A 24,208-nucleotide genomic window follows, 5' to 3' on the forward strand; every position below is an offset into this window, starting at 1 on the left:
GAAAAAATGAATAGTAATAATAAAACAAAAATCGATGTAAAAAATTTAAATTTATACTATGGTTCAAATCAAGCACTTTATGATATTAATGTAAATCTATATCAAAATAAAATCACAGCTTTGATTGGACCTTCTGGATGTGGGAAATCTACATTTTTAAGATGTATAAATAGAATGAATGATTTAATAAATAGTGTAAAAATTGATGGAAAGATTGTAATTGATAAGAAAAATATTTATGATAAAGATGTTGATGAAGTAAGTGTTAGAAAAAGAATAGGAATGGTATTTCAACAGCCAAATCCTTTCCCAAAATCTATTTATGATAATGTTTCTTATGCTCCATTAAAACATGGAATGGTAAGAAAAGGTTCACAATGTGATGAATTAGTTGAAAGTTCTTTAGTTCAAGCTGGACTTTGGAATGAAGTAAAGGACAAACTTACAACTCCAGGAACTTCACTTTCAGGTGGACAGCAACAAAGACTTTGTATTGCAAGAACAATTGCAGTAAAACCAGAAGTTATTTTAATGGATGAACCAACTTCTGCACTAGATCCAATTAGTACAGAGAAGATTGAAGCTTTGATGCTGGAATTAAAACAAAATTATACAATTATAACAGTTACTCACAATATGCAACAAGCAGCTAGAGTTGCTGATTATACAGCATTTTTTCACTTAGGAAAACTAATAGAGTATGATGAAACAGAAACAATTTTTGTTAATCCTAGCAATAAAAAAACAGAAGATTATATTACAGGGAGATTTGGATAATGTTAAAACCATATGAAGATAAATTAATTAGAATAAAACAAGAGATAAAACAGATAAGTGTAGAGGTGATTGGTTCTTTAGAGTTTTGTTTAAAAGCTTTAAATGAGAAAAAGATTGAAGAGTTAAGTAAACTTGAAATAAGTGAGAAGAAAACTTTAATAAGATCAAATGAGATTGATAATATTATTGTTGGAACTTTAGCACTTTATTCGCCTGAAGCAAAAGATTTAAGAAGATTAGTATCTTTTTTAAAAATTACAAATGAGTTTGTAAGAACTACTGCAAATACAAAAGATTTTGCAAAAATGTTTAGAAAATCATATTCAAATGATTTAGATACAGCTATAATATTGGAGTATGCAATTCCACTTTTGAAATCAGCATTATTATCTTTGCAAACAGCTTGTTTAATAATAGATGAAAAAGAAGTAAAGCAGATAGAACAAATGTATCAAAGAGTGGCAGTTGAAGAGAGTAAAACGGATGATCTATACTCTATGGTAGAAAAGAATATTTTAAAACTAATCACAAAAAACTTGGATTTATCAAAAGAGTATTTTGATATTTTAAGTTCTTTAAGAAGATTAGAAAAAATAGCAGATAGATCTTTAAGTATTGCAAGGTTATTGCAATTTGCACAAATTGGTGGAGATATTGAACAATCATAAAGAGAGAGAATCTTTTCATATAAGACATTTTAGGAAAGCACTAAGACGAATTTCAAAATATTTTAGTACAAATTTTGAAGTCTTAGTTGCTGTAATAGTTTTTGCAACTATAATTATTGCAAAGTATGATTTTTATAAAGCAATTATTCTGATGTTGGAATTTATTGTTATTATGGAAGTTATAAAGATGATTTCGGATTTTATTAAGAAAGAGACATTAAGGCTTAGATATGTTCTTGATATATTTATTATATTTTTAGTAAGAGAAGTAATTATCTTATCAACAAACAAAAACAAAGAGCATTTTGATATATTGTTTATGCTAGTTGTTATATCTGTATTTTTTATTTTTAGAATCTTAGCAATAAGATTTTCACCAGAAAATGAGAGAAATAAAGAGATAAAAGATAAAAAGATATCAAAAGAAGAGAAAACAGAAGAGAAAACAGAAGAGATAATTCAAGATGAAAAATAAGTTAATTTTAATTGTTGAAGATGAAGAAGATATGTTGGAACTTTTGGAATATACTCTACAAAAAGAAGGATATGAAACTATTGGATTCTTATCAATAAATGAAAATGTAAATAAAATATTAGAAGAAGAAAAAATAGATTTGATTTTAATGGATAGAAATCTTCCAGGAGTTGAGGGAACATCTTTTATAAATAGTATAAAAAAAGATGGTTATCAAATACCTGTTATTTATGTTACAGCAAAAGATAAAGATGAAGATATTTTAGATGGATTTGAATCTTATGCAGATGATTATATTACTAAACCATTCAATATAAAAGAGCTTTGTGCAAGAGTAAAAGCTGTTATAAAAAGAACTTCAAATGAGAGTGAAAATATAAAAATAAGAGATATCTTATATAAATCTTCAAATAAATCTTTTTATATAGATGAAAAAAGAGTAAATTTAAGTCAATTAGAAACAAAGCTTCTTTTGGAATTTATAAAAAATCAAAACATTCTTTTAAGTAGAGAACACCTACTAGAAAATATCTGGCAAGATGCACTTGATAAACAAGAAAAAACTGTAAATGTGGCTATTAAAAGATTGAAAGATAAAATTGATCCAAATGGAAAAAAAGATTATATAAAAGCAGTTCGTGGAGAAGGGTATATTTTTTGTTAAAGATACATCAACTCTTTTTACGAAGCTATCTTGTAACTTTTTTTGCAATATTTGTGACATTGTCAATAGTGATATATTTTTGGGCAAAAAGTTTTTATATAAATGAGATTGAGAAAAATTTAATACAAAATATAAAAGTATTATCAATCTTAATGGAAAAATCAAAAGATATTGAATCTGTATTAAATCTTGTAAATAATTTAAGTTCAAAACTTGAAGTAAGAGTATCAATTATTGATAAAAATGGTACGGTAATTGCTGAAAGTCATAAAAAACTCGAAGAGATAAAAGAGAATCATTTAAATAGAGTTGAAATAATCCAAGCAATAAATTTTGAAATAGGTAAGCAAACAAGAGTTTCACAAACACTTTCAAAAGAGTATTTATATGTTGCAAAAAAAGTTTTTATAAACAATGAAATGTATATTTTAAGAATTGCAGATGATACAAGCAAAATTTTAGATAATTTTATTCAATTATCTATAGAGATTTTTATATATATGGCACTTTTTTTGACTATTAGTTTTATGATTAGTTATTTTATAAGTCTTAGAATAAAAAAAGAGATAGATTCTATTTTAGACTTTTTAGAAAACCTTGGAAACTCTAAAGATAATGATCCTTTTCAATCAAATTTTACATATGAATTTAATAGAATTACGAAAATTTTAAATAAAGTATCATCAAAACTTCAAGTAAAAGCAAAAGAAAAGGCTAAATATACAGCCAAATTGAAATTTGCTAATAGACAAAAAGATGATATTATTTCGGCTATTTCACATGAATTCAAAAATCCAATAGCAGTAATAAAAGGTTATAGTCAAACTCTTCTAAATGATTCAGAACTTCCAAATGAGATGAGAAATAAGTTTTTAAATAAGATTATTTTTAATTCTGATAAATTAAGTAAAATTATTGATAAATTAAGACTAAGTATAAAACTAAGAGATAAAGATAGCAGTTTAGATATTAGAGAATTTTATATTAAAAATATTTTAGAAAATATCTTAGGTGATTTAAAAGTAAAATATAAAGATAGAAAAATATTTTTAAAAGGTGAAAATATCAAAGTAAGAGCAGATGAAACTCTTTTTACAATAGTTATTTCAAATCTTATGGAAAATGCTTTAAAATACTCATTTGAAGATGTTATTGTAGAGTTTGATGAGAATTCAATATCTATAATTGATAAAGGAGTTGGGATAGATATAACAGAGCTTGAAAAGGTTAAAAAGAAATATTATAGAGTTTCACACAATAACTGGAACAACTCTTTAGGATTAGGACTTTATATTGTTCAAACAATTGTAAGCTTACATGGATTTACTTTAGAAATTGAGTCAAAAAAGATGGAAGGTTCTAAGTTTACTATTAGATATATATAAAATAAAAAAGCCTATGTTTATAAAAACATAGGCTTTAAAATAAAAGCACGAAAAACTATTACAGTCTTGATTCGTATCTTCTAAGCATATATAATTTTTTAAGCATTTTCTTTCTAGCAGAAATTTTTTGTTTTTTTCTGATTTCCGTCATTGGCTCAAAATATCTTCTTGCTCTAGTTTCAGTAACGATTAGGTTTCTGTCACATTGTTTTTTAAATCTTCTGTACGCTTCGTCAAAAGATTCAGTTTCTTTAACTTTAATGCCTGGCACTAAAATCACCCACTTTCTTTTAAAATTTAAGCAATGATTATATAAAAAATAATCTTAATAACTATTTAACCAAATTTTAAATAGAATTAAATTTTAAAATTAAAGGAAAATATCTTGAAATTAACACATTTAGATGAAAATAATAGACCAAAAATGGTTGATGTAACAGATAAAAATGATACAAAAAGAGAAGCTATTGCAAGTGGAGTTATAACTATGAGCAAAGAGGCTTTTAATGCAATTATAAATAATGAAATAAAAAAAGGTCCAGTATTGCAAACAGCAGTTATTGCAGCTATTATGGGCACAAAAAAAACTCATGAATTAATACCAATGTGTCATCCTCTTTTACTTACAGGAATAAATTGTGAGATAGAAGAAAATGTACAAAATAATAGTTTTAAACTATTTGTAAAAGCAAAACTAAGTGGACAAACAGGTGTTGAAATGGAAGCTTTAACAGGTGTTAGTATTGGACTTCTTACTATTTATGATATGGTAAAAGCTATTGATAAAAGTATGGTTATTTCAAATGTACAGCTTGAAGAAAAAAGTGGTGGGAAAAGTGGAGATTTTAAAAGATGATAGATTTAAATCAGCATAAATTAGAGCTTGAATACCCTTGCTCTTGGGAATACAAGTTAGTTGTTCTTGAAAATTGTAATGTAAAACAGATTGTAAAACAGATTATTTTAGAAAGAGAACATAATATAAAAGAGTCAAGAACAAGTTCAAAAGGTAAATTTAAAAGTTATACATTGAAAATGCTAGTTCACAGTGATGATGACAGAACAGAGATTTTCAAAATTTTAGGTGAGCATAAAGAGATAAAAATGGTTTTATAATTATTTTGAAGTTTAACTTCAAAATAATTTAATCTCTTTCTATAAGTTCTTTCTTGAAAATCTCTTGATTTAGTTTTTTAATGGCAGTTTTATATACTTTTTCTATCTCTTCGCTATCATTTTCTTTTAATAATAACTTAATCTCTTCAATAGATTTCCCTTCTTCAAAAGCAACAAATACTTTAAACTCTCTTTTTGTAAATTTTCTTTTTAAAGCTTTTTGTAGTTCATCTTCTTCAAGTAGAGTTCCTACAAGCTTTGCTATATGTTTTGAGATTGAATTTGTAAAATTCATAAATATTTTTTCCTTTTTTATTTATTTAACCAATTTTCTAATTTTTCTATATCATTATATGAAGTCATATCAAGTTGTATTGGACTTATTGAAACAAAATTGTCTTTTATTGCTTCAAAATCGCAAGATTTATCAGAACTCTCTTTCCATAAAAGAGGATGAAGTCCAATCCAATAAAACTCTTCACCTCTTGGATTTAAGTGTCTATCAGAGTCGTTTCCGTATTCCCTATAACCAGCTTTTGTGATTTTAAACCCTTTACAAAGTTCTTCATTTATTGGCGGAATATTAACATTTAAAAACTTTCTTTCATCTAATGGAAAAGAACCATTTTCAATCTTTTCTATAAGAGTAATAATAGTATTAATAGCTAATTTAAAATCCCAATTATTTGAGATATCCTTACATCTATCTTTGCAAACTTGTGATATAGCAATTGCTGGTATACCATGTAAAACAGCTTCCATAGCTCCACCAGCTGTTCCACTATAAGTTATATCTTCTCCCATATTTGCACCAATATTTATACCACTTATTACTAAATCAGGTCTATAGCCATTTTTAAATATATTTCCTAAAGATAGATATATACAATCTGTTGGAGTTGCATCATCAACTTTATAGGAATCATCATCAACGCCAATTAATCTTAATGGTCTTTCTAAAGTTAAAGAGTGACCACAAGCTGATTTATTTCTTGCAGGTGCAACAACCATAACTTTTGCTATTGGTTTTAATGCTTTTATTAAAACTTGTAAACCAATTGCATCATATCCATCATCATTTGTTAATAGAATTTTCAACATCTTCTAAATATGCTCCTTTTATATTGTGAATAAGCTTTTCTACATTATCATTTACTTTAATACCTGATTCTAGCTCTATATCAGCAAGTTTTGATTTTATTATAATTCTTAACTCTCTTTTTCCTTGATTATTTACAATTAGTTCAAATAAATCTTGCATAATTCTTCTATCATTATCTAAAGGAAGTGCTATACAAACTGGAAGTAAAGGAGCTTCTTTCTGTTTTATTTTTACTTTCTCTTTTTGTGCTTCATAAATTGTCTCTATTTTTAAAACACTCATTCTTGTAAATTGGTCATTTTTTGATATTCTTACTTTAAATGCTATTGGTTCATTTAAATCAAAACTTTCTCTTAAATCTTTTAATTTATCTTCAAATAGCATAAATTCAATTGTTCCATGAAAATCAAGTATTGAAACAATTCCAAATTTACTACCTTTTTTCGATATCCTTTCTGTTATTTCTTCAATTTTACCTACAATTAAAATTTGGCTACCATCATCAAGTTCATCAATTTGTGAAGATAAAGTATAGTTTATTTTATCAATTTTATCTTTGTATTCATCAAGTGGATGACCAGAAACATAGAAACCTAGACTAGCTTTTTCAAGTTCCAAAATCTCTTTTTTTGAATATTCAGGAAGATGATCAAGCACTACATCTATTGTTGTAAGCTCTTCACTATCTCCAAATAGTGAACCAAAGGCTAGTTTTTTTGCACTTGATGCTTTGTTTGTAGCATCTAAAATTTTCTCTATTTGACTTAAAATAGAGTTTCTCGAATATGCAAAACTATCAAAAACACCAGCTTTTGCTAAAGATTCAATAACTCTTTTATTTACTTTACTTCCATCAATTCTTGAAATAAAATCAGCTAAATTCTCAAAATCTTTCTCTTCTCTAGCTTTTAAAATAGAGTTAATAGCTACATCACCAGCACCTTTTATAGCACCCATTCCAAACATTACAACTTCTTTTCCATCAATCTTTGTAGCTGAGAAAACTAAATCAGATTTGTTTATATCAGGAGGAAAAAGATCAAGACCTAATCTTTTTACTTCATCAACATATCTTACAACTTTATCTGTATTATCTTTTTCCAAAGTTAATAAAGCAGCCATAAAATCAGCTGGATAGTAACATTTTAAATAAGAGGTATAAAAAGTAATTAATGCATAAGCAGCTGAGTGAGATTTATTAAAACCATATCCAGCAAACTTTACAATTAGATCAAAAAGTTCTTCTGCATAAGCTCTTGTAAATCCTTTTTTTTGTGCACCATCTGCAAATTCACCTTTAAGTTTATCCATCTCCTCTTTGATTTTTTTACCCATAGCTCTTCGCACTAAGTCTGCACCACCAAGAGAAAAACCACCAACACTTTGAACAATTTGCATAACTTGTTCTTGATAAACAATTACTCCATAAGTGTTTTCTAAAATAGGTTTTAAAACATCTTCAAGTTCATCATGGAAATAGTCAATTTTAGCTCGACCATGTTTTCTTTCAATAAAATCATCAAGCATTCCTGATTCCATTGGACCTGGTCTATAAAGAGCAAGTACGGCAATAATATCTTCAAAATTTGATGGTTTTAATCTTTTACATAAATCTTGCATTCCATCAGATTCAATTTGAAAGAGTCCTAAAGTATCTCCCGTTTGGATTAAGTCATAAACACCTTTATCATTTACATCAATAGTATTAAAATCTATTTTTATACCGTGTCTTTGCTCTATTAGTTTTATGGCTTCATTTATAACTGTAAGAGTTTTTAAACCTAAGAAGTCAAATTTGATTAAATCAACATCTTCAATATATTTTCCATTGTATTGAGTTGCTAAAGTATCAAGTCCACTTGGTTTAAAAAGAGGTGTTTTATTCCATAAAGGTTCATTTGATATCACAACTCCAGCTGCGTGTGTTCCAGCATTTCTGTTAAGACCTTCTAAAGCTAAAGCATATTCCCAAACTCTTGCTGCAAGTGGATCAGCTTCACACAGTTCTTTTATCTTTGGTTCTTTCTCCCAAGATTGTGTAAGATTTATTCCTAATTCATCTGGAATTAGCTTTGCCATAGCATCAGCTTTTGCATAAGGCATATCTAAAACTCTTGCAACATCTCGTATTACCCCTTTTGCTAGAAGTTTACCAAAAGTTATAATTTGTGCAACATTCGCTCTTCCATATTGCTGTACAACATAATCAATAATTTCTCCTCTTCTACTTTGACAAAAGTCCATATCAATATCGGGCATTGATATTCTCTCTGGATTTAAAAATCTCTCAAAAAGTAATCCATAAGGAATAGGGTCAATATCTGTAATTTTTAAGCTATATGCAACTAAACTCCCAGCAGCAGATCCTCTTCCTGGTCCAACAGGAATTCCCATATCTTTTGCAACTTTAACAAAATCCCAAACAATAAGCATATATCCAGGAAATTTCATATTTTTTATAATTTCAATTTCAATATCTAATCTTTTTTTATACTCTTCGTGATTCTCTTTTGGAATTAGTTTTAATCTCTCTTCTAGACCTTCTTTACACTCAAGTTCAAATAAAATTTTGTCATTTTCTAATGAATATTCATTTTGTGGCTCAGGAATATCTATATTTTTCTCTTGTAGTTTTTCTCTTGTAAATTTAAAATTTGGAGGAGTTGGGTTTCCTAATTTGATTGTAAGATTACATTTATCAGCTATCTCTTGAGTTGCTTCAATTGCTTCTGGAATATCAGCATAAAGTTTGCTTATTTGTTCTTGAGATTTTAGATAAAATTCATGAACACTATGTCTTAATCTATTTGGATCATCATAAAGTTTATTCATAGCAATACACATAAAAGCTTCGTGAGCATCAGCATCTTTTTGTTCTAGATAGTGAGTATCATTTGTTGCAACTACTTTTATGTTTGTTTCATTTGATATTTTTAAAATTTGATCATCAATAAAATGCTGGTCACCAATACCATGTCGCATAATTTCAAGATAAAAATCATCTCCAAATATCTCTTTATACTCCAAAGCTATTTTTTTTGCTTCTTCATATCCTTTTGCGCCATTTTTTACATTTCTATCATTTTGTGTATTTAGGTGCCAGTTTACTTCTCCTTGTAAACAAGCTGCACTACAAATAAGTCCTTCTGAGTGTTTTCTTAAAAGCTCTTTGTTTATTCTTGGATAGTAGTAAAAACCATTTATATAGGCTTGAGAGCTAAGGTACATTAAATTTTTATAACCTATTTCATTTTTTGCATATAAACATAGGTGAAACCTTTGTCTATTTGATTTATCACTTAAATCTTCACTATTGTGAATATAAGCTTCCATTCCAATAATAGGTTTTATTCCCTCTTTTTTCATAGCATTATAAAAATCAATTGCTCCAAACATATTTCCATGGTCAGTCATAGCAACGCTTGTCATTCCAAACTCTTTTAGTTTTTTTGCAAGCTCTTTTATCTTATTTGCTCCATCAAGTAAAGAGTATTCAGTATGTAAATGTAAATGTGTAAATTGTGGTATTTGTGACATAATATATAAATCTTTTTAAATTTTTTAATTTATAGTGTAGCGAAAAAATGGTTTTATATTAGTTAAATTTTAGACAAAGATGAGCTTACGCTAAAAGCCCATCTTTTACACTTTTGTAAATTTCTTCTCCTTTTAGAATTTTTACAAGTTCTAATGCAAATTTTGTTGCAGTTGCAGGACCTCTTGAAGTTATAATATTTCCATCTATTACTACATCTTCATTGGGTTTGTACCCATCTAATCTTATTTTTGTTTCAAAGCTAGGATAACAAGTATAGTTTTTTTCTAAAACTTCTGCTTTATGAAGTGCATAAGGAGCTGTACAAATTGCTGCTATTTTTTTATTTTTAACTTTAAACTCTTTTAAAAGTTTTTGAACACTCTTATCTTCTGCTAAAGTAAAAGCATTTGGTAAACCACCAGGTAAAACAATCATATCAAAATCATCGCTACAAAGTTCATCTATTTTTTTATCCATCTCTATTTTTATATTGTGAGCACCTGTTAAAATTTTGTTTTCAACTCCAGCACTTACAACATTAATATCTGCTCGTCTACAAATATCAATAATATTAATTGCCTCAATTTCCTCAAAACCATCTGCTATTGCAACCAGAATTTTTGCCATTTTTAGCTCCTTTTATAAAATTATTTTTTTAAGATTATATATAAGTTTGATTTATATAAGCTTTTATAAAGTTCTTGTAAGTAATTTTTAACTAAAATCTTAAGAATTTATAAAGAGGATAGCATATGTTTAGAAAGTTTCTAAAGTTTTCAATATTTGTAGCGGTTCTTTCTATGTTTACAGCTTGTGGATATAAGAATCAAAATACTCAAACAGAATACGACAAAGTACGATCAATGAGTGATGGTATGAATATTTCAAACTATAAACAACAAAAAGTTATTATTCAAGATACACTTGAAGCAACAATTTCATCTCTGGCTACACAAATGGTTACAAATAAAAAGATTGATACTAAAAAATCAATTGTGGTTACATCATTTGTACAGTTAGACAAGTTTAAACAAACATCAGAATTTGGAAGAGTTGTTGGAGAAAGCATGATAGATGAGCTTTCTAATAGAGGATTTGGAGTTACGGAATTTAGAGGACAATTAGCAGTTTCTGTAAATGAAAGAGGGGAATACTTTTTATCAAGAGATCAAAAAGATTTAAAAAGTGAAGTTCCAAGTAATTATGTAGTTGTAGGAACTTATTCAAGACAAATTGGGAAAGTTATCTTAAATGCAAGAATAATTGATAATATAACAGGAAAAGTTCTATCAAGTGCTAGAGCAACTTATAAACATAATTATGCAAATGATTGTGTAATGTTTCAAGATTGTCCACCATTAAGAACTATTAAAATTGTTGAAGAGAAATAAAATATGCATTTCTCATTTTTTAGGTTAGGGCAGTTTTTTGCTCTAGCCTTTTTTTCTTTATTCTTAATATCTTGTTCGTATAAAAACCCTATAACAAGTGCTACTAATTTTCACTCAATGCTTACAACAATGGTTGATAAACAATCATTGAATTTAGAAAAACATATCTATTTAGATGATGTTGTATTGGTTTCAGATTTTGTAAATGTAGATAATCTGAAAAATAGATCAGAACTTGGATTTTTACTTTCAAGTATGTTAAAAGATAAATTAGCATCAAAAAGTATTATTACAAGAGAAGTTGAACTTACAAAAGAGTTTGAATTTGGACAAAGTGGATTAAATGTACTTACAAGAGAACATAAAAAGATTTTATCTGATGAGGTTGATTCAAGATATGCTTTAGTAGGTTCATATTCAATTACAAGTAAAACTTTAAATATATTTATAAAATTAATAGAATTAAGCAGTGGAAATGTTGTTGGGTCTTCTTATGAAAGAACAGCAATTACAAGTGAAATCTTAGAACTAGAAGGTTTTGTAAATGATGATATAAGAGATGAAAAAGAGAAAAAAAGAAAATTAAAAGAGAATACAAGAAGACCTTTAGTTTTATAAACTAAATAAACTCTTGTATTAAAAATTGAGGTTTTATTGTACCTCTAAATTCATTTTTAGATATTGAAACTATAAAGTTTAGTTCTTTATCTAAATTTAAATTACTATCATTGAACTTTATAGCTTCAAATAAGAAACCATCACTGCTACTAAGAGTTAGTTTTAAATGATTTTTGTCTCTTCCTAGAAGTTCGCATTTAACTAAATTTGCTTTTGATACTTTAAAAATAGGTTTTGAGTTTTCTAAACCATAAGGTTCAAAACTTTCAATAATTTCTAGAAACTCCAAATCTACACTTGCAATATCTAGTTCTCCTAAGTTTTCTTGTTCTTCATGTAGTTCTAGTTTGTTATTTTCTAAAGAACTTTGAATAATAGAGTTAAACTCATCAAGTTTTGAACTATCTAAAGATATCCCAGCTGCATTTTTATGTCCGCCAAAACCTAATAAAATATCTGAAGCATTTTGAATTAAATCATATAAATTTAGTTGAGAGTTTGCTCTAGCACTTCCTTTTGCAATACCATCTTTTATAGAGAATACAAAGGCTGGTTTTTTATAAGCATTTGAAAGTTTTGAAGCGACAATTCCAATTACACCTTCATGCCAATTCTCTCCCCAAACAATAATAGCTTTATCATCACTACTTATAGAGTTTTGAGCCTTTTTTGTAATCTCTTCTTGAAGAGTTTTCCTGTAAGAGTTTAATTCATCTAGAAGAGCTAAAGATTCAAAAGCTCTATCTTTGTTCTTTGATAATAAAAAATCTAAAGCAATAGTTGCATCATCCATTCTTCCTGCACTATTAAGTTTTGGAGCAATTAAAAATCCAATATCATCAGATACTAAAATAGATTTTTGAAGGTTTTGATTTAATATTTTAAAAGCTTCTCTATTTGATGTTTTCATCTTTTTTAAACCTTGTTTTACCATTGTATAATTAAGGCTGGTCATTGGCATTATATCTGCAATAATTGCTAGGCAAAGAAGGTCAAGATAAGAGCTCAAATCAACATTTACACCAAGCTCTTTCTTTATGGCTGCACAAAAATACCAAGCTACCTGTGCTCCACAAATCTCTTTATATTCAAAAGAACAATCTTTTTGTTTTGGATTTATAATTGCAAATGCTATAGGTACAATATCTCCTACTGTATGATGGTCTGTTATTATTAAATCAATATTTTTAGATTTTAATATTTTTGATGCTTCAATTGAACTAATTCCATTATCAACAGTGATTACTAAACCATCTTTAATTTGCATTGCAATTTTTGGTGATAAACCATAACCATGTTCAAATCTATTAGGAATAATATAATCAATTTTTACTCCAATAGAGTTGAAAAATTCAATCATAATTGAAGTAGAAACTACACCATCAACATCATAATCACCTATAATAGTGATTCTTTCATTATTGTTTATGGCTTTTTTTACTCTTTGTGATGCTTTTTTGATATCTTTGAAGTTATCAGGAGAAGGAATAGATGCAAGCTTTGAATAAGGATTATTCAAATGCCTTGCATTTAATATAGAAACAAGCCTTTGCTTTGTAATTTTTTGCATTACTTAGCTTTATTTGCTTCTTTTACAAAATCTAAAATTATTGGATTTGGAGTTTCAAGATGAGAAGTAAACTCAGGATGGAATTGAACTCCTACAAACCAAGGGTGGTCTTTTATTTCAATAGCTTCAATAAGACCATTTGATTCACCACTTACAATCATTCCAGCTTTTTCTAAAACCTCTTTATATTTTGGGTTTGCTTCGTATCTATGTCTATGTCTTTCAAAGTACTCTTTATTGTTTCCATAAGCTTTTTGAAGTTTAGAACCTTTTAGTGGTTCAAATGGATACTCTCCTAATCTCATAGTTCCACCAAGTGGAGATTTACTTGTTCTTAATTGTTTATGTCCACTTTGGTCTATAAATTCGTCAATTAAATAAATTAGAGGATTTGAAGTATTTTCATCAAATTCAATAGAGTTTGCATCTTCAAGTCCAAGAACATTTCTAGCAAATTCAATAATACTTAGTTGCATACCAAGACAAATTCCTAAAAATGTAATTTTATTTTCTCTTGCATATTTAATTGCATCAAGTTTACCTTTTACTCCTCTTGGACCAAATCCACCAGCAACTAAAATTCCATCTACATTTCCAAGAACTTCATAAACACCTAAATCTTCGATTCTTTCGCTATCACACCAATGAATATTCATTTTTGTATTTAAATGAGCTCCTGCATGAATTAAAGATTCAACTAAAGATTTATAAGACTCTTTAAGTTCCATATATTTACCAACAATAGCAATAGTAACTTGATCCTGAGGAACTAAGATGTTTTTAACAAGTCTATCCCATTTTTCCATATTTGGTTTGATTTTTACATTGAAATGGTCAGATAAAGGATTTAAAATTCCTTCTTTTATAAAATGAAGAGGAACTTGATAAATAGATTGTGCATCACCAGCTTCAATAACAGCATTTCTATCAATATCACAAGCAAGTGCAAGCTTCTCTTTTAAAGCTTTTGGGAGTTCTTGTTCTGTTCTACAAACTAACATATGAGGAGTAATCCCAATTCTTCTTAACTCTTGAACAGAGTGTTGAGTTGGTTTTGTTTTTAATTCACCTGCTGCTTTTATAAATGGAACTAAACTTACATGAATATTCATAGTATTTGCTTTTGGAAGTTCATGTCTAATTGATCTAATAGCTTCTAGAAAAGGTAAACTTTCGATATCTCCAACAGTTCCACCAATTTCAATAATTAAAAATTCATTATCATCAGCTGCTGCAAATATTCTATCTTTAATTTCATCAACAACGTGAGGAATTACTTGGATTGTTTTACCAAGGTAACCACCTTCTCTTTCTCTTTTTATAACACTTTGATATACTTGTCCTGTTGTAAAACTATTGATTTTTGTTAAAGTTCTATCTATAAATCTTTCATAATTTCCTAAGTCAAGGTCAGTTTCAGCACCATCAGCAGTTACAAAAACTTCTCCATGCTCTAGTGGACTCATTGTTCCTGGGTCTACATTTAAATATGGATCTATTTTTAACATACTAACTTTGAATCCAGATTGTTTTAATATTGTTGCAATCGAAGCAGAAGTGATACCTTTTCCTAAAGAACTAAGCACTCCACCAGTTACAAATATAAATTTTGTCATTAAAATACTCCATAAAATGATTAAGTTTTGAAAATAAATAAGCTGTGATTTTATCTAAAAATAGCTAATAAGCAATTTAATCAAAAAAGTGCAAAAGCACTTTTTTGTCTATTTAAGTCTATCTGATCTTGGGAAAAAGAATGTAGCGTTTCTAAATACTTTAACTTTTTCAGGGTCTTCAATAGCATAAGCTTTAAGTGTAATTTTTACAGGGGTATCTTTTAAATTATTATCAACTAAAAGTTTATCTGTTTGAAGAATTACTACTTTTTTAGCCATTTTACCAGGACTTAGAGTAAATGGTTCAAATCTCTTTATAGTAATATTTGGATTATCAACAACTTCAAGATGATAAGTAAGTTGTTTTGATTCCGTGTTTTGAAATAGTAAAACATAGTTATTTGATACAACATTACCATCTTTTATTTTATAAAGTTCAGTATCTTTATTTACATTTAAAAGCATATACTCTTTTTCACCACTCATTACAAACATTAAAGCAATTGTAAGGCTTAGTGCAACAAAATACATAATTGTATTTTTTCTAAATAGTTTTGTTGGAGTATTATTTTCAATTTGATTTGTGCTTGACCATTGAACTAAAGACTCTTTACCAAGTTTTCCCATAACAGTTGTACAAGCATCTACACACTCTAAACAGTTAATACACTCAAGCTGAAGCCCTTTTCTAATATCAATATGAGTTGGACAAACAGTAACACATGCATCACATGCTGTACACTCATTTTTTGGATCTGGTAAATCTTTTGCTTTCCAAACAATTTGCTCTTTGTTTTCATTATAAATATGTCCACCTCTTTTTGTAGAGTAAATTGCTTGATATGTATTATTATCATATAAAACAGTTTGAATTCTTGAATAAGGACAGATATAAACACAGAAATCCTCTTTTAAAATAATTACATCATAAACTAAAAAAGCAGTTATTGCCAAAACGAAACCTATTAAAAAAAGATGTTCACTAGGATCTTGTAAATATGCAAAGAAATCTTGTGGTGGAACGAAGAACCACATAAAGTTTGAAGCAGCAACTAAAGCTAAAGCTGACCAGATAACTACTCCAATAGCTTTTTTTATTTTATTATTGTTTTTTGAGAAATCAATATTTTTTTGTTTGTTTTTAATTCTTCTCATTTTAAATAGAGTTGCTTCAATTAAATCCCTATAAATAACTCTAAAAATAGTTTGAGGACATGACCAACCACACCATGCTCTACCACCAATAGCAGTAATTGCAAAAATACCAACAAATAAAAGCATTAGTAAAAATGGCATTAAATATAGTTCTTGCATATCAAATGCTGTTCCAAAGAAGTGAAATTGCATTTTATCAAAAGATAGTAAGAATATTTGATTCCCATTTATTTGAATAAATGGCAGACTAAGAGAGAAAATAGTTATAAAAAGATACATAAGATATCTTTTTTTTCTAAACGGAGTTTTTTTTGCTAATTGAGTTTGCTCTTTCATTTAGTGACCTTTTTTAAGAATTGTATGAATTTTATATCATATCTACTTATTTCATATATACCAAATATAATTTTAGATTCTAGCACTTTCGGGATAAATATTTCTAGATTTAAGTCAAAAGGCTTTTTTTATAGTTAAATTAATTTAATATTTAATAAACTTTTACAAATTCAATTTTTAAGGATGAGGTATATGAATAGTATATTTAAAAAATTAATTATGCTTAGTTTATTGTTTTCTAGTATTTTTATTATAAATTTATTTGCACAAGAAGGAAAAGTGATTGGTTCTTCAAATCACACAGTACCAAGCTGGTTTAAACAAAGTTTTCTTGATATAGCTGAAGATATAGATGAAGCTAGTGAAGAGGGAAAACATTTTATGATTTTCTTTGATTTTGAGGCTTGTCCATATTGTTCAAAAATGCTAAAAGAGAGTTTTGAAGATAAAAATGAAACAAGTGATTTTGTAAAAAAACATTTTGATGTAATTGAACTAAATGTTAAAGGAAGTAAAGAAGTAACTTGGATAGATGGAGAACTTGTAAATGAAAGAGATTTAACAAATAAGTTAAAAATTCAATATAGTCCAACTATGGTATTTTTTGATGAAGAGAAAAATATTATTGCTAGAGTAAATGGATATAGAAATAGTGAAGATTTTAAAGATATTTTAGATTATGTTCAAACAAAATCATATTTAAAAATGGATCTTCTTACATATTTAAATAATATAGAGAAAAAAGATATATATAAATTTAAAAGTAATAAAATGTTTAAAGAGCTTACAGATTTATCAAAAATAAAAACACCACTTGCAATTATTTTTGAAGACAAATCTTGTATTCCTTGTGGACATTTTCACGATAAAATTCTTACAAACAAAGATGTACAAGATGAGTTTTCTAAATATACAATAGTAAGATTAGATGCAAATTCAAATAGTTTAATCATTACTCCTAATGGAGAGAAAACAAGTGCAAAAGCTTGGGTAGAAAAAATAAAACTAGATTATAGACCAGGAATTCTTTTATATAATGATGGTGAATTAAAATCAACTATTGATGCACTTTTATTTCCTTTTCACTTCAAAGAAGTTTTAAGATATGTTAGTGGTAAATTCTATATAGCTTATCCAAATACATATTTGGATTATTTAAAAGATAGACAAGAAGAACTTATTAAAAGTGGTGTTGATATAAATGTTGCTGAGTAAATTTTAGGGCTTTGCCCTAAAGTTTATAAAATCTTTTCTAATAAGTTTTCAACTTCATTTTGAAGATGTTTTAAATCTTTTGAGTTATCAATAACATATTTTGCTAAATCTTTTTTCTTTTCAATATCCATTTGATTTGATATTTTTAAAATAGCTTCTTTTTCATCAATATTATCTCTTTTTTGTAATCTTTCTACTTGAATAGTTTTTGGTGTATAAACAACTATTGAATCTTTAATAGGATAATTCATCTTCTCAAAAAACAGAGGGATATCTATTATATATGGTCTGTTTTGATCTTCAAATATCTTTGCTTCTTTTTTTATATCTTCAAATATAAGAGGATGAAGTAGGGCTTCTAATTTTAATTTATTTTTTTCATTTGAGAAGATGATTTTTCCAAGTTCTTTTCTTATTACTTTTCCATCTTTAACATATTGTTTACCAAACATTTCAGCAATCTTTTCATGCTCTTTATCTAAAATTTTATGTGCTATTTTATCAGCATCTATTATTAAAAGACCGTGAAGTTTGAAAAGATTACAAACAGTACTTTTTCCTGTTGCAATTCCACCTGTAAGAGCAATTGCATTTTTGAAACTATTTTCACTCATTTTTGATTTCCTAAGATTTATAAATAGTTGGATATAATACCCAAAAATTTTTTAAAATTAAAAATTAGCTTAAAAAAATAGTATAGAGGTAAAAATGGCAACAGTTAGTTACAAAGATGCAGGAGTTGATATAGATGCAGGAAATCAGTTTGTAGAGAATATTAAACCATATGTAAAATCTACAAGAATTCCAGGAGTTTTAGGAGGTATTGGTTCTTTTGCTGGTGCTTTTGAACTACCAAGTGGATATAAACAACCTGTTATTTTAGCTGGAACAGATGGAGTTGGAACAAAGTTGAAACTTGCAATTGATGCAAAAAAGTTTGATACAGTTGGTATTGATTTAGTTGCTATGTGTACAAATGATTTACTTTGTAACTTTGGAGAGCCACTATTTTTTCTTGATTATTATGCAACAGCAAAACTTGAAGTAGAAGAAGCTACACAAGTTGTAAAAGGAATTGCTGAGGGTTGTATTAGAAGTGAATGTGCATTAATTGGTGGTGAAACTGCTGAAATGCCAGGAATGTATAAAGAGGGAGATTTTGATTTAGCTGGTTTTTGTGTAGGAATTGCAGAAAAAGATGAGTTAGATAGAGTTTCAAAAGTTGAAGCAGGAGATGTTTTAATAGCACTTCCAAGTTCAGGAGTTCACTCAAATGGATTTTCACTAGTAAGAAAGCTTCTTTTAGAGAAGTTAGGAATGAGTTTAGAAGATGATTTTCAAGGAAAAAAACTAAAAGATGTTTTACTTGAGCCAACAAGAATTTATGTAAAAGAGTTTAAAGCTAACAAAGATAAAATAAATGCATTAGCACACATTACAGGTGGTGGAATTACTGAAAATCTTCCAAGAGTTTTACCAGAAAATTTAAGAGCTGTTGTAGAAAGAAGTAAAATTAAAGTTTTACCAATATTTGAGTTTATGTCAAATCATGTTGAACTTGAAGAGATGTATAGAACATTTAATATGGGTGTAGGAATGATTCTTGTAGTAAACCCAAAAAATGTAGATGTAATTTTATCTTCAACTGATGGATATGTTATTGGTGAGTTAAAATCTGGTGATAGAAAAGTAGAGTTTATATAGATAGAATTAAACTCTATCTATCTCTTATATCTTTATGAAACAAGAAAATATTTTAAAAAACAGTACAAAGTTTTTTATTTTAAAAGTTAAAAAAGATTTAGTTTTAGAAATTTTTGGTAATAAAAAGAGTATAAAAATTGAATCAGGGCAAAAACTAAAAGATATTTTTAATAAGAAAAACTACAAAAACCTCAAAAAAGCTAAAAAACAAAATAGAAAAACCTTTAATATAAAATGGAAAAAAAGAAAATATGAGATATATTTTGAAAAAAATATTTTCTATTTTTACGATATAACACTTTATTGTAAAGTTCAATCAAAGTTAGAAAAATCTTTAAAAGAGTTAAGATCAAAAAAAGAGGAGCTTCAAGCCGTTTTTGATTTAGCTGCAAATGGGATATCTATTTTAGATAGAAATGGAATGTTTTTATATGCAAATAAATTCTTCCAAAATATGATGGAATATAGTATGGAAGAGCTATATAAAGAATCTTGTATCTCTTTATCTTCTCCTGAATATTCAGCTCCTTCTCAAACGGCTGTTGAAAAAGCTATACAATATGGAAGTATTGAAAAGTTTAAGAAAATTTGTATTACAAAATCAGGTCAAAGAATAAATGCAAGTATGTCTTTATCGTATTTGGAAAGTCGTGACGAGATAGTTATGATTACTTCAGATATAACGGAAGAGATAGAGTATCAAGATAAATTAGAGAAGCAAATAGAGCTTGAAGTTTCAAAAAGAACAGAACAGTACGAATTATTGTGCCATCAATCAAGATTAGCAGCAATGGGTGAAATGATAGATTCTATTGCACATCAGTGGAGGCAACCATTAAATAGTTTGGGAATTATTGTTCAAGGATTAAGACATATATCTTCACAAAAAAATATAGATAATAAACTTTTAGAAGAGATAGAATCAGATATTATGGATAAAATAAACTATATGTCACAAACAATAGATGATTTTAGTACATTTTTTAGAATTAATAAAAATAAAGAGCAATTTGATATTTTAATAAGTATTGAAGATGCAATAAGATTAATTCAAGTTCAATTAAATAATCATAATATCAAAATAGAGATAGATAAAAAAAATATAACAAATTTTGAAATATATGGTTTTCCAAATGAGTTTAGGCAAGTTATTTTAAATCTAATTCACAATGCAATGATGCAAATAGTTTCAAAAAATATCTCTAATGGAAAAATAAAGATTGATATAAGAAATATTAATAATAATTTAGAAATAGATATTAGTGATAATGGTGAAGGAATTGAAAAAAAACTTATGCCAAAATTATTTGACCCATATTTTTCTACAAAAGAGAAAGGTAGTGGAATAGGACTTTATATGTCAAAAGTTATAATAGAAAATCATATGAATGGTATATTAAAAGTAAGAAATATTAAAAATGGTGCAAAGTTTACTATTATGTTAGCAAAGGAATAATATGCAGAATATTCATAAAAAGCTACAAAATATATCTATTTTAATTGTTGAAGATGATATAAGTACATTAAAATGGTTAAGTAGAATTCTAGCAATATATTTTAAAGAGGTTATAAGTGCTAGTGATGCTATGGAAGCTTTAGAAGTTTTTAATAGTAAAAACTTTGATGTAGTTATTTCCGATATTGAGATGCCTCATGTTGATGGATTACATCTTTTACAAAAAATTGCACTAATCAAAAACAGTACAATAAGAGCAGTTATGACAGCATTTAATAGTCCTGAATATATGAATAGAGTGATTGAATCTGATGTGCATTTTTATTTCAAAAAACCAATAGATATTGATGAATTATTGGTTGCGATATCTTCTAAACTATCAAAACAAAATCTAAAAGATAAAAAAATATCTTTAGGGGAAGAGTTTTTATATGACTATAAACAAAAAATTATAAGTAAAGATAATTTAGAAATAAGCCTTACAAAAAAAGAGATACTTCTTTTAGAATATCTTATAAATAATAAAAATAGTATAGTGAGTATTGAGCAGATAGAGAATAGTGTTTGGCAAGAAACGGTTAGTGCTGATGCTGTTAGAATGGTCGTTGTAAACTTAAGAAAAAAAACTTATAGCAAACTTATAAAGAATATAAAAGGCATAGGCTACAAAATAAATAATCTTTAAAACTTATATAAAACTTATAAATAACTTATACAAATCTTACTTATATTTGATATTGTTTTCATCTATCTAATATATTAGGAGAAATAAGATGAGAAAAAAAATTCTTATAGTTGGTGGGGGAACAGCAGGAACAATGACTGCAAATAACCTTGCAAAAAAATTAATGCCCGAAATAGATAAAGATGAGGTAGAAATTACTTTAATATCTAATTCAAAAAATCACTATTATAGACCAGGAGCTATGTATGTTGCTTTTGGAAAATCAGAAGGTTATGAGTTTGTAAGAGAACAAAGATCTCTTCTAATGAGTGAAATCAATTTTGAAGTTGAAGAAGCAGTTGAAATTGATACAAAAAACAATTTTGTAAAAGCAAAAAGTGGTAAAAAATTTAATTATGATTTTTTAGTTTTAGCAACTGGTTGTGAAGCTGCACCTGAAAGAATCCCTGGATTAGCAGAAGGTGGAGATATTTTCTATACTTATGAAGGTGCTATGAAACTTGCTAAAAAATTCCATAAATTGGAAAAAGGAAGAGTTTTAATTACTGTAAACTTCCCAAAAACTCCAAATATTCCACATCAATGTGGTATTGCACCTGTTGAAACAACAATTATGTTACATGATTTCTTAGTAGAAAGAGGAATTAGAGATAATGTAGAGATTATTTATACATATCCAACAGAAGCACAAGCTGTACAAAATGGACTATTTTTACAAGAACCAACTTCTAAAGTATTACCTTCAATTTTTGATGGTGCTGGGATTAAACATAAAACAGGATTTACTTTAAATAAAGTTGATGCCGATAAGAAAATAGCATATTCACAAGAGGGTGAAGAGATTGAATTTGATATTTTAATGTCAACACCACCATTTATTGCTGTTGAGTTTATAAGAAATTCTGGATTATCAAAAGCTTTAGATAATGAAGGATGGCTACCAACTGATAAAAAAACACTTAAAGTAATAGGTCAAAATAATATTTATACTTTAGGAGATACAGTTGATTTACCTGTTTCAAAAGCTGGTGGAACAATTCATAATCAAACAGATGTAGTTGCTGATAATATTGCTTCTGAGTTAAGACATGGTTACCCAACTGAGAGTTATGATGGTTTAGTTATTGCTATTGCTCAAATGGGATTATCTTGTGGAATGCCACTTTGGTATGATTACAAGGAAGATGTAAAACCAACTCCTTGTAGTAAATTAGGAAGTTTTGTAAGAAAAGGTTTCAATAAAGGTATCTACTGGGCTGCTGCTCGTGGAATGATATAGGAGAAAAATATGAGTAATAAAGTAGAAGTTCTAAAAACAAAAGAGATGCAAGAGTTAGAAGACAAAATGACTATGTTAGTTCAAACAGGAAGAATTGATAATCTTATTGACCTTTTGGCTGTTGTATCTGATAATATTGAAATGACAACTCAACCAATGGTTGAAAAAATGATAGGTACAGTTGATAATTTAGCAACAGCTGGATTTATCATGGATAATGCAGTTAGATATGCAAAAAGAGAAAATGCTAAAAATAGTAAGCAGTCTCTTTTAGGGCTATTAAAACTTATGAGAGATGAAGAGACTTTAAAAGGATTAAGTTTTATGCTTAATCTTACAAAAGGAATTGGAAAACAACTTTAAGTTTTAGTTATTCTCAAGATTTTTCTTGAGAATACTTTTTTCTATAAAAATCTAAAATATCTACAACTTTAGAAGCATATCCCCACTCATTATCATACCAAAGTAGAAGTTTTATCATATTTTGTTTAACTTCTAAAAATCTATGATCAACTATTGTTGTAAATTTTTCTTGTTTAAAATCACTTGAAACTAGAGCTTCAAAATTATTTAAAACTATTGGAAGTTTTTGATTCTTTTCAAACTCCAAAAAAAGATTTTTTATCTCATCTTTACTTGAAGATTCTTTTGTAAAAAGAGTTACATTTATTACTCCAACCGTATCTGTTGGAACTCTAAGTGAGTTTGAGCTTATTAAATCTGGATTGAATTTTTCTACTACATAAGAACAAGCTTTTATAGTAGTTGTTTGACTTGGAATTATATTTTGAGTTGAACTTCTTCCAAATTCAAAGTTCAAATCAACTCCTCTAGTTGCACTTTGAACAAAGCTTCCATCTAAAACTCTTTGATGATTTAAAAGTGGATGAATAGTTACAATATCACCACAAATTATCTCTTTTTTATCATCAATTATTTTTAAAGCAGGAAGTAGTGCAGTTGCATTGCAAGAGCTTGTAGAGATAACTTTATGAGAATTTAAATCAAGTTTATCTTCATTTACTCCTAAAACTATATTTATATTTGCATCTTTATTTGGATGAGTTAAAAATATCGCTTTTACTGGAAGAGATTCCAAAAGTTTAATATCCTCTTTTTTCCCACTTGCATCAATAATAATATCAACATCACTTAATTCTATTTTGCATAAAGAGTCAAAGTTTGTAACTTTTATTCTAGTATTTGAGTTTTGTATGAAGTTATCTTCAACAATTTTAAACTTATCTTCATATTTTCCATAAGTTGAGTCATAGTTTATAGAATAAATGATATTTTCAATATATGGATTAATATCATTTATTCCAACAATTTTAAAATCTTCACTCTTTAGAAGTTGTTTTAAAACAGCTTTTCCTATTCTTCCAACTCCATTTATTAAAACATTTAAACTCATAAGCTACTTTCTTGGTTATTTTATGAATTATAGTTAAAACTTGA

General features: G+C 27.4%; 25 protein-coding genes. 15 read left to right on the plus strand and 10 right to left on the minus strand.

Translation table 11 applies throughout. From position 1 onward, the window contains the following. The first annotated feature begins 6 nt into the window (after positions 1–6). The 5 genes from pstB to ATH_RS00425 are packed head-to-tail and all read left to right on the plus strand — an operon-like array spanning position 7 to position 3,969. A complete protein-coding gene (gene pstB, locus ATH_RS00405) occupies positions 7–777 on the plus strand; it encodes a phosphate ABC transporter ATP-binding protein PstB (protein ID WP_066182225.1) in 771 nt (256 codons plus the stop codon). After that, positions 777–1,445, plus strand: a complete 669-nt coding sequence (locus ATH_RS00410; RefSeq protein ID WP_066182228.1) for a phosphate signaling complex PhoU family protein — start codon at positions 777–779, stop codon at positions 1,443–1,445. The genes pstB and ATH_RS00410 overlap by 1 nt, the downstream gene beginning before the upstream one ends. Further along, positions 1,432–1,920 (plus strand): phosphate-starvation-inducible PsiE family protein, encoded by a 489-nt coding sequence (locus ATH_RS00415; RefSeq protein ID WP_228140830.1) that lies wholly within the window; start codon positions 1,432–1,434, stop codon positions 1,918–1,920. The genes ATH_RS00410 and ATH_RS00415 overlap by 14 nt, the downstream gene beginning before the upstream one ends. Next, entirely contained in the window at positions 1,910–2,584 is a 675-nt protein-coding gene (locus ATH_RS00420) for a response regulator transcription factor (protein WP_066182233.1), read from the plus strand. Before ATH_RS00415 ends, ATH_RS00420 begins: the two co-directional genes overlap by 11 nt. 53 nt (positions 2,585–2,637) lie before the next feature. Continuing rightward, positions 2,638–3,969, plus strand: a complete 1,332-nt coding sequence (locus tag ATH_RS00425) for a sensor histidine kinase (RefSeq protein WP_228260055.1) — start codon at positions 2,638–2,640, stop codon at positions 3,967–3,969. A gap of 58 nt (positions 3,970–4,027) precedes the next feature. On the opposite strand, the gene rpsU is transcribed toward ATH_RS00425, so the two are convergent. After that, the gene (rpsU, locus tag ATH_RS00430; protein ID WP_066171131.1) at positions 4,028–4,240 is read right to left on the minus strand and encodes a 30S ribosomal protein S21; all 213 of its coding nucleotides are present in this window, start codon (positions 4,238–4,240) and stop codon (positions 4,028–4,030) included. A gap of 114 nt (positions 4,241–4,354) precedes the next feature. Here rpsU and moaC point away from each other — a divergent pair, with 114 nt between their 5' ends. Together moaC and ATH_RS00440 are read left to right on the plus strand one after the other, a co-directional pair. Next, entirely contained in the window at positions 4,355–4,825 is a 471-nt protein-coding gene (moaC, locus tag ATH_RS00435) for a cyclic pyranopterin monophosphate synthase MoaC (protein WP_066182239.1), read from the plus strand. Beyond that, positions 4,822–5,085: an HP0495 family protein gene (locus tag ATH_RS00440; RefSeq protein ID WP_066182242.1), complete on the plus strand. Its 264-nt coding sequence runs from the start codon at positions 4,822–4,824 to the stop codon at positions 5,083–5,085. The genes moaC and ATH_RS00440 overlap by 4 nt, the downstream gene beginning before the upstream one ends. A 28-nt stretch (positions 5,086–5,113) precedes the next feature. Here ATH_RS00440 and ATH_RS00445 read toward each other — a convergent pair whose 3' ends face one another. The 4 genes from ATH_RS00445 to ATH_RS00460 form a co-directional block, all read right to left on the minus strand. Next, positions 5,114–5,380 (minus strand): hypothetical protein, encoded by a 267-nt coding sequence (locus ATH_RS00445; RefSeq protein ID WP_066182245.1) that lies wholly within the window; start codon positions 5,378–5,380, stop codon positions 5,114–5,116. A gap of 17 nt (positions 5,381–5,397) precedes the next feature. Then, positions 5,398–6,186, minus strand: coding sequence for a 5'/3'-nucleotidase SurE (gene surE / locus ATH_RS00450; RefSeq protein WP_066182247.1), 789 nt, complete (start codon positions 6,184–6,186; stop codon positions 5,398–5,400). Further along, a complete protein-coding gene (dnaE, locus tag ATH_RS00455) occupies positions 6,161–9,724 on the minus strand; it encodes a DNA polymerase III subunit alpha (RefSeq protein WP_066182249.1) in 3,564 nt (1,187 codons plus the stop codon). Before dnaE ends, surE begins: the two co-directional genes overlap by 26 nt. Positions 9,725–9,809: 85 nt before the next feature. Further along, entirely contained in the window at positions 9,810–10,352 is a 543-nt protein-coding gene (locus ATH_RS00460) for a DJ-1 family glyoxalase III (protein WP_066182252.1), read from the minus strand. A 125-nt stretch (positions 10,353–10,477) separates the two neighbouring features. Between ATH_RS00460 and ATH_RS00465 the strand changes: the two genes are divergently transcribed. Continuing rightward, a complete protein-coding gene (locus ATH_RS00465) occupies positions 10,478–11,116 on the plus strand; it encodes a FlgO family outer membrane protein (RefSeq protein ID WP_066182255.1) in 639 nt (212 codons plus the stop codon). Between the two features lie 3 nt (positions 11,117–11,119). Next, positions 11,120–11,734: a FlgO family outer membrane protein gene (locus tag ATH_RS00470; protein ID WP_066182258.1), complete on the plus strand. Its 615-nt coding sequence runs from the start codon at positions 11,120–11,122 to the stop codon at positions 11,732–11,734. Position 11,735: 1 nt separating this feature from the next. On the opposite strand, the gene recJ is transcribed toward ATH_RS00470, so the two are convergent. The 3 genes from recJ to ccoG all read right to left on the minus strand — a co-directional run bounded on the left by recJ (position 11,736) and on the right by ccoG (position 16,411). Further along, positions 11,736–13,304, minus strand: coding sequence for a single-stranded-DNA-specific exonuclease RecJ (recJ, locus tag ATH_RS00475; protein ID WP_066182261.1), 1,569 nt, complete (start codon positions 13,302–13,304; stop codon positions 11,736–11,738). Then, positions 13,304–14,920: a CTP synthase gene (locus tag ATH_RS00480; RefSeq protein ID WP_066182265.1), complete on the minus strand. Its 1,617-nt coding sequence runs from the start codon at positions 14,918–14,920 to the stop codon at positions 13,304–13,306. Before ATH_RS00480 ends, recJ begins: the two co-directional genes overlap by 1 nt. 108 nt (positions 14,921–15,028) lie before the next feature. Further along, positions 15,029–16,411, minus strand: coding sequence for a cytochrome c oxidase accessory protein CcoG (gene ccoG, locus ATH_RS00485; RefSeq protein WP_066182268.1), 1,383 nt, complete (start codon positions 16,409–16,411; stop codon positions 15,029–15,031). A gap of 192 nt (positions 16,412–16,603) precedes the next feature. Here ccoG and ATH_RS00490 point away from each other — a divergent pair, with 192 nt between their 5' ends. After that, a complete protein-coding gene (locus tag ATH_RS00490) occupies positions 16,604–17,626 on the plus strand; it encodes a thioredoxin family protein (RefSeq protein ID WP_066185305.1) in 1,023 nt (340 codons plus the stop codon). Between the two features lie 23 nt (positions 17,627–17,649). Here the strand turns inward: ATH_RS00490 and coaE are convergent, their stop codons facing one another. Continuing rightward, entirely contained in the window at positions 17,650–18,240 is a 591-nt protein-coding gene (coaE, locus tag ATH_RS00495) for a dephospho-CoA kinase (protein ID WP_066182273.1), read from the minus strand. 94 nt (positions 18,241–18,334) lie between these two features. Between coaE and purM the strand changes: the two genes are divergently transcribed. The 5 genes from purM (at position 18,335) to ATH_RS00520 (ending at position 23,113) form a co-directional block, all read left to right on the plus strand. Next, entirely contained in the window at positions 18,335–19,330 is a 996-nt protein-coding gene (purM, locus tag ATH_RS00500; protein ID WP_066185304.1) for a phosphoribosylformylglycinamidine cyclo-ligase, read from the plus strand. A 34-nt stretch (positions 19,331–19,364) separates the two neighbouring features. Beyond that, positions 19,365–20,786, plus strand: coding sequence for a PAS domain-containing sensor histidine kinase (locus tag ATH_RS00505; protein ID WP_083202008.1), 1,422 nt, complete (start codon positions 19,365–19,367; stop codon positions 20,784–20,786). Between the two features lies 1 nt (position 20,787). After that, positions 20,788–21,471, plus strand: a complete 684-nt coding sequence (locus ATH_RS00510) for a response regulator transcription factor (RefSeq protein ID WP_066185303.1) — start codon at positions 20,788–20,790, stop codon at positions 21,469–21,471. An 88-nt stretch (positions 21,472–21,559) separates the two neighbouring features. Then, positions 21,560–22,750, plus strand: a complete 1,191-nt coding sequence (locus ATH_RS00515) for an NAD(P)/FAD-dependent oxidoreductase (RefSeq protein ID WP_066156712.1) — start codon at positions 21,560–21,562, stop codon at positions 22,748–22,750. 9 nt (positions 22,751–22,759) lie between these two features. Next, positions 22,760–23,113 carry a DUF1641 domain-containing protein gene (locus ATH_RS00520; RefSeq protein ID WP_066156717.1) on the plus strand — a complete coding sequence of 118 codons (354 nt, stop codon included), beginning with the start codon at positions 22,760–22,762 and terminating at the stop codon, positions 23,111–23,113. Positions 23,114–23,126: 13 nt separating this feature from the next. Here the strand turns inward: ATH_RS00520 and ATH_RS00525 are convergent, their stop codons facing one another. Then, positions 23,127–24,164, minus strand: coding sequence for a glyceraldehyde 3-phosphate dehydrogenase NAD-binding domain-containing protein (locus tag ATH_RS00525; RefSeq protein ID WP_066182280.1), 1,038 nt, complete (start codon positions 24,162–24,164; stop codon positions 23,127–23,129). Positions 24,165–24,208: the final 44 nt, after the last annotated feature.

The sequence above is a fragment of the Aliarcobacter thereius LMG 24486 genome (assembly GCF_004214815.1).
Classification (GTDB): Bacteria; Campylobacterota; Campylobacteria; order Campylobacterales; family Arcobacteraceae; genus Aliarcobacter; species Aliarcobacter thereius.

Excerpts from the sequence above, each read along its gene's own strand:
- pstB (WP_066182225.1), top strand. The coding sequence starts at position 7 with ATGAATAGTAATAATAAAACAAAAATCGATGTAAAAAATTTAAATTTA.
- ATH_RS00410 (WP_066182228.1), top strand. The coding sequence starts at position 777 with ATGTTAAAACCATATGAAGATAAATTAATTAGAATAAAACAAGAGATA.
- ATH_RS00420 (WP_066182233.1), top strand. The coding sequence starts at position 1,910 with ATGAAAAATAAGTTAATTTTAATTGTTGAAGATGAAGAAGATATGTTG.
- ATH_RS00440 (WP_066182242.1), top strand. The coding sequence starts at position 4,822 with ATGATAGATTTAAATCAGCATAAATTAGAGCTTGAATACCCTTGCTCT.
- ATH_RS00445 (WP_066182245.1), bottom strand. The coding sequence starts at position 5,380 with ATGAATTTTACAAATTCAATCTCAAAACATATAGCAAAGCTTGTAGGA.
- surE (WP_066182247.1), bottom strand. The coding sequence starts at position 6,186 with ATGTTGAAAATTCTATTAACAAATGATGATGGATATGATGCAATTGGT.
- dnaE (WP_066182249.1), bottom strand. The coding sequence starts at position 9,724 with ATGTCACAAATACCACAATTTACACATTTACATTTACATACTGAATAC.
- ATH_RS00460 (WP_066182252.1), bottom strand. The coding sequence starts at position 10,352 with ATGGCAAAAATTCTGGTTGCAATAGCAGATGGTTTTGAGGAAATTGAG.
- ATH_RS00465 (WP_066182255.1), top strand. The coding sequence starts at position 10,478 with ATGTTTAGAAAGTTTCTAAAGTTTTCAATATTTGTAGCGGTTCTTTCT.
- ATH_RS00470 (WP_066182258.1), top strand. The coding sequence starts at position 11,120 with ATGCATTTCTCATTTTTTAGGTTAGGGCAGTTTTTTGCTCTAGCCTTT.
- recJ (WP_066182261.1), bottom strand. The coding sequence starts at position 13,304 with ATGCAAAAAATTACAAAGCAAAGGCTTGTTTCTATATTAAATGCAAGG.
- ATH_RS00480 (WP_066182265.1), bottom strand. The coding sequence starts at position 14,920 with ATGACAAAATTTATATTTGTAACTGGTGGAGTGCTTAGTTCTTTAGGA.
- ccoG (WP_066182268.1), bottom strand. The coding sequence starts at position 16,411 with ATGAAAGAGCAAACTCAATTAGCAAAAAAAACTCCGTTTAGAAAAAAA.
- ATH_RS00490 (WP_066185305.1), top strand. The coding sequence starts at position 16,604 with ATGAATAGTATATTTAAAAAATTAATTATGCTTAGTTTATTGTTTTCT.
- coaE (WP_066182273.1), bottom strand. The coding sequence starts at position 18,240 with ATGAGTGAAAATAGTTTCAAAAATGCAATTGCTCTTACAGGTGGAATT.
- purM (WP_066185304.1), top strand. The coding sequence starts at position 18,335 with ATGGCAACAGTTAGTTACAAAGATGCAGGAGTTGATATAGATGCAGGA.
- ATH_RS00505 (WP_083202008.1), top strand. The coding sequence starts at position 19,365 with ATGAAACAAGAAAATATTTTAAAAAACAGTACAAAGTTTTTTATTTTA.
- ATH_RS00510 (WP_066185303.1), top strand. The coding sequence starts at position 20,788 with ATGCAGAATATTCATAAAAAGCTACAAAATATATCTATTTTAATTGTT.
- ATH_RS00515 (WP_066156712.1), top strand. The coding sequence starts at position 21,560 with ATGAGAAAAAAAATTCTTATAGTTGGTGGGGGAACAGCAGGAACAATG.
- ATH_RS00520 (WP_066156717.1), top strand. The coding sequence starts at position 22,760 with ATGAGTAATAAAGTAGAAGTTCTAAAAACAAAAGAGATGCAAGAGTTA.
- ATH_RS00525 (WP_066182280.1), bottom strand. The coding sequence starts at position 24,164 with ATGAGTTTAAATGTTTTAATAAATGGAGTTGGAAGAATAGGAAAAGCT.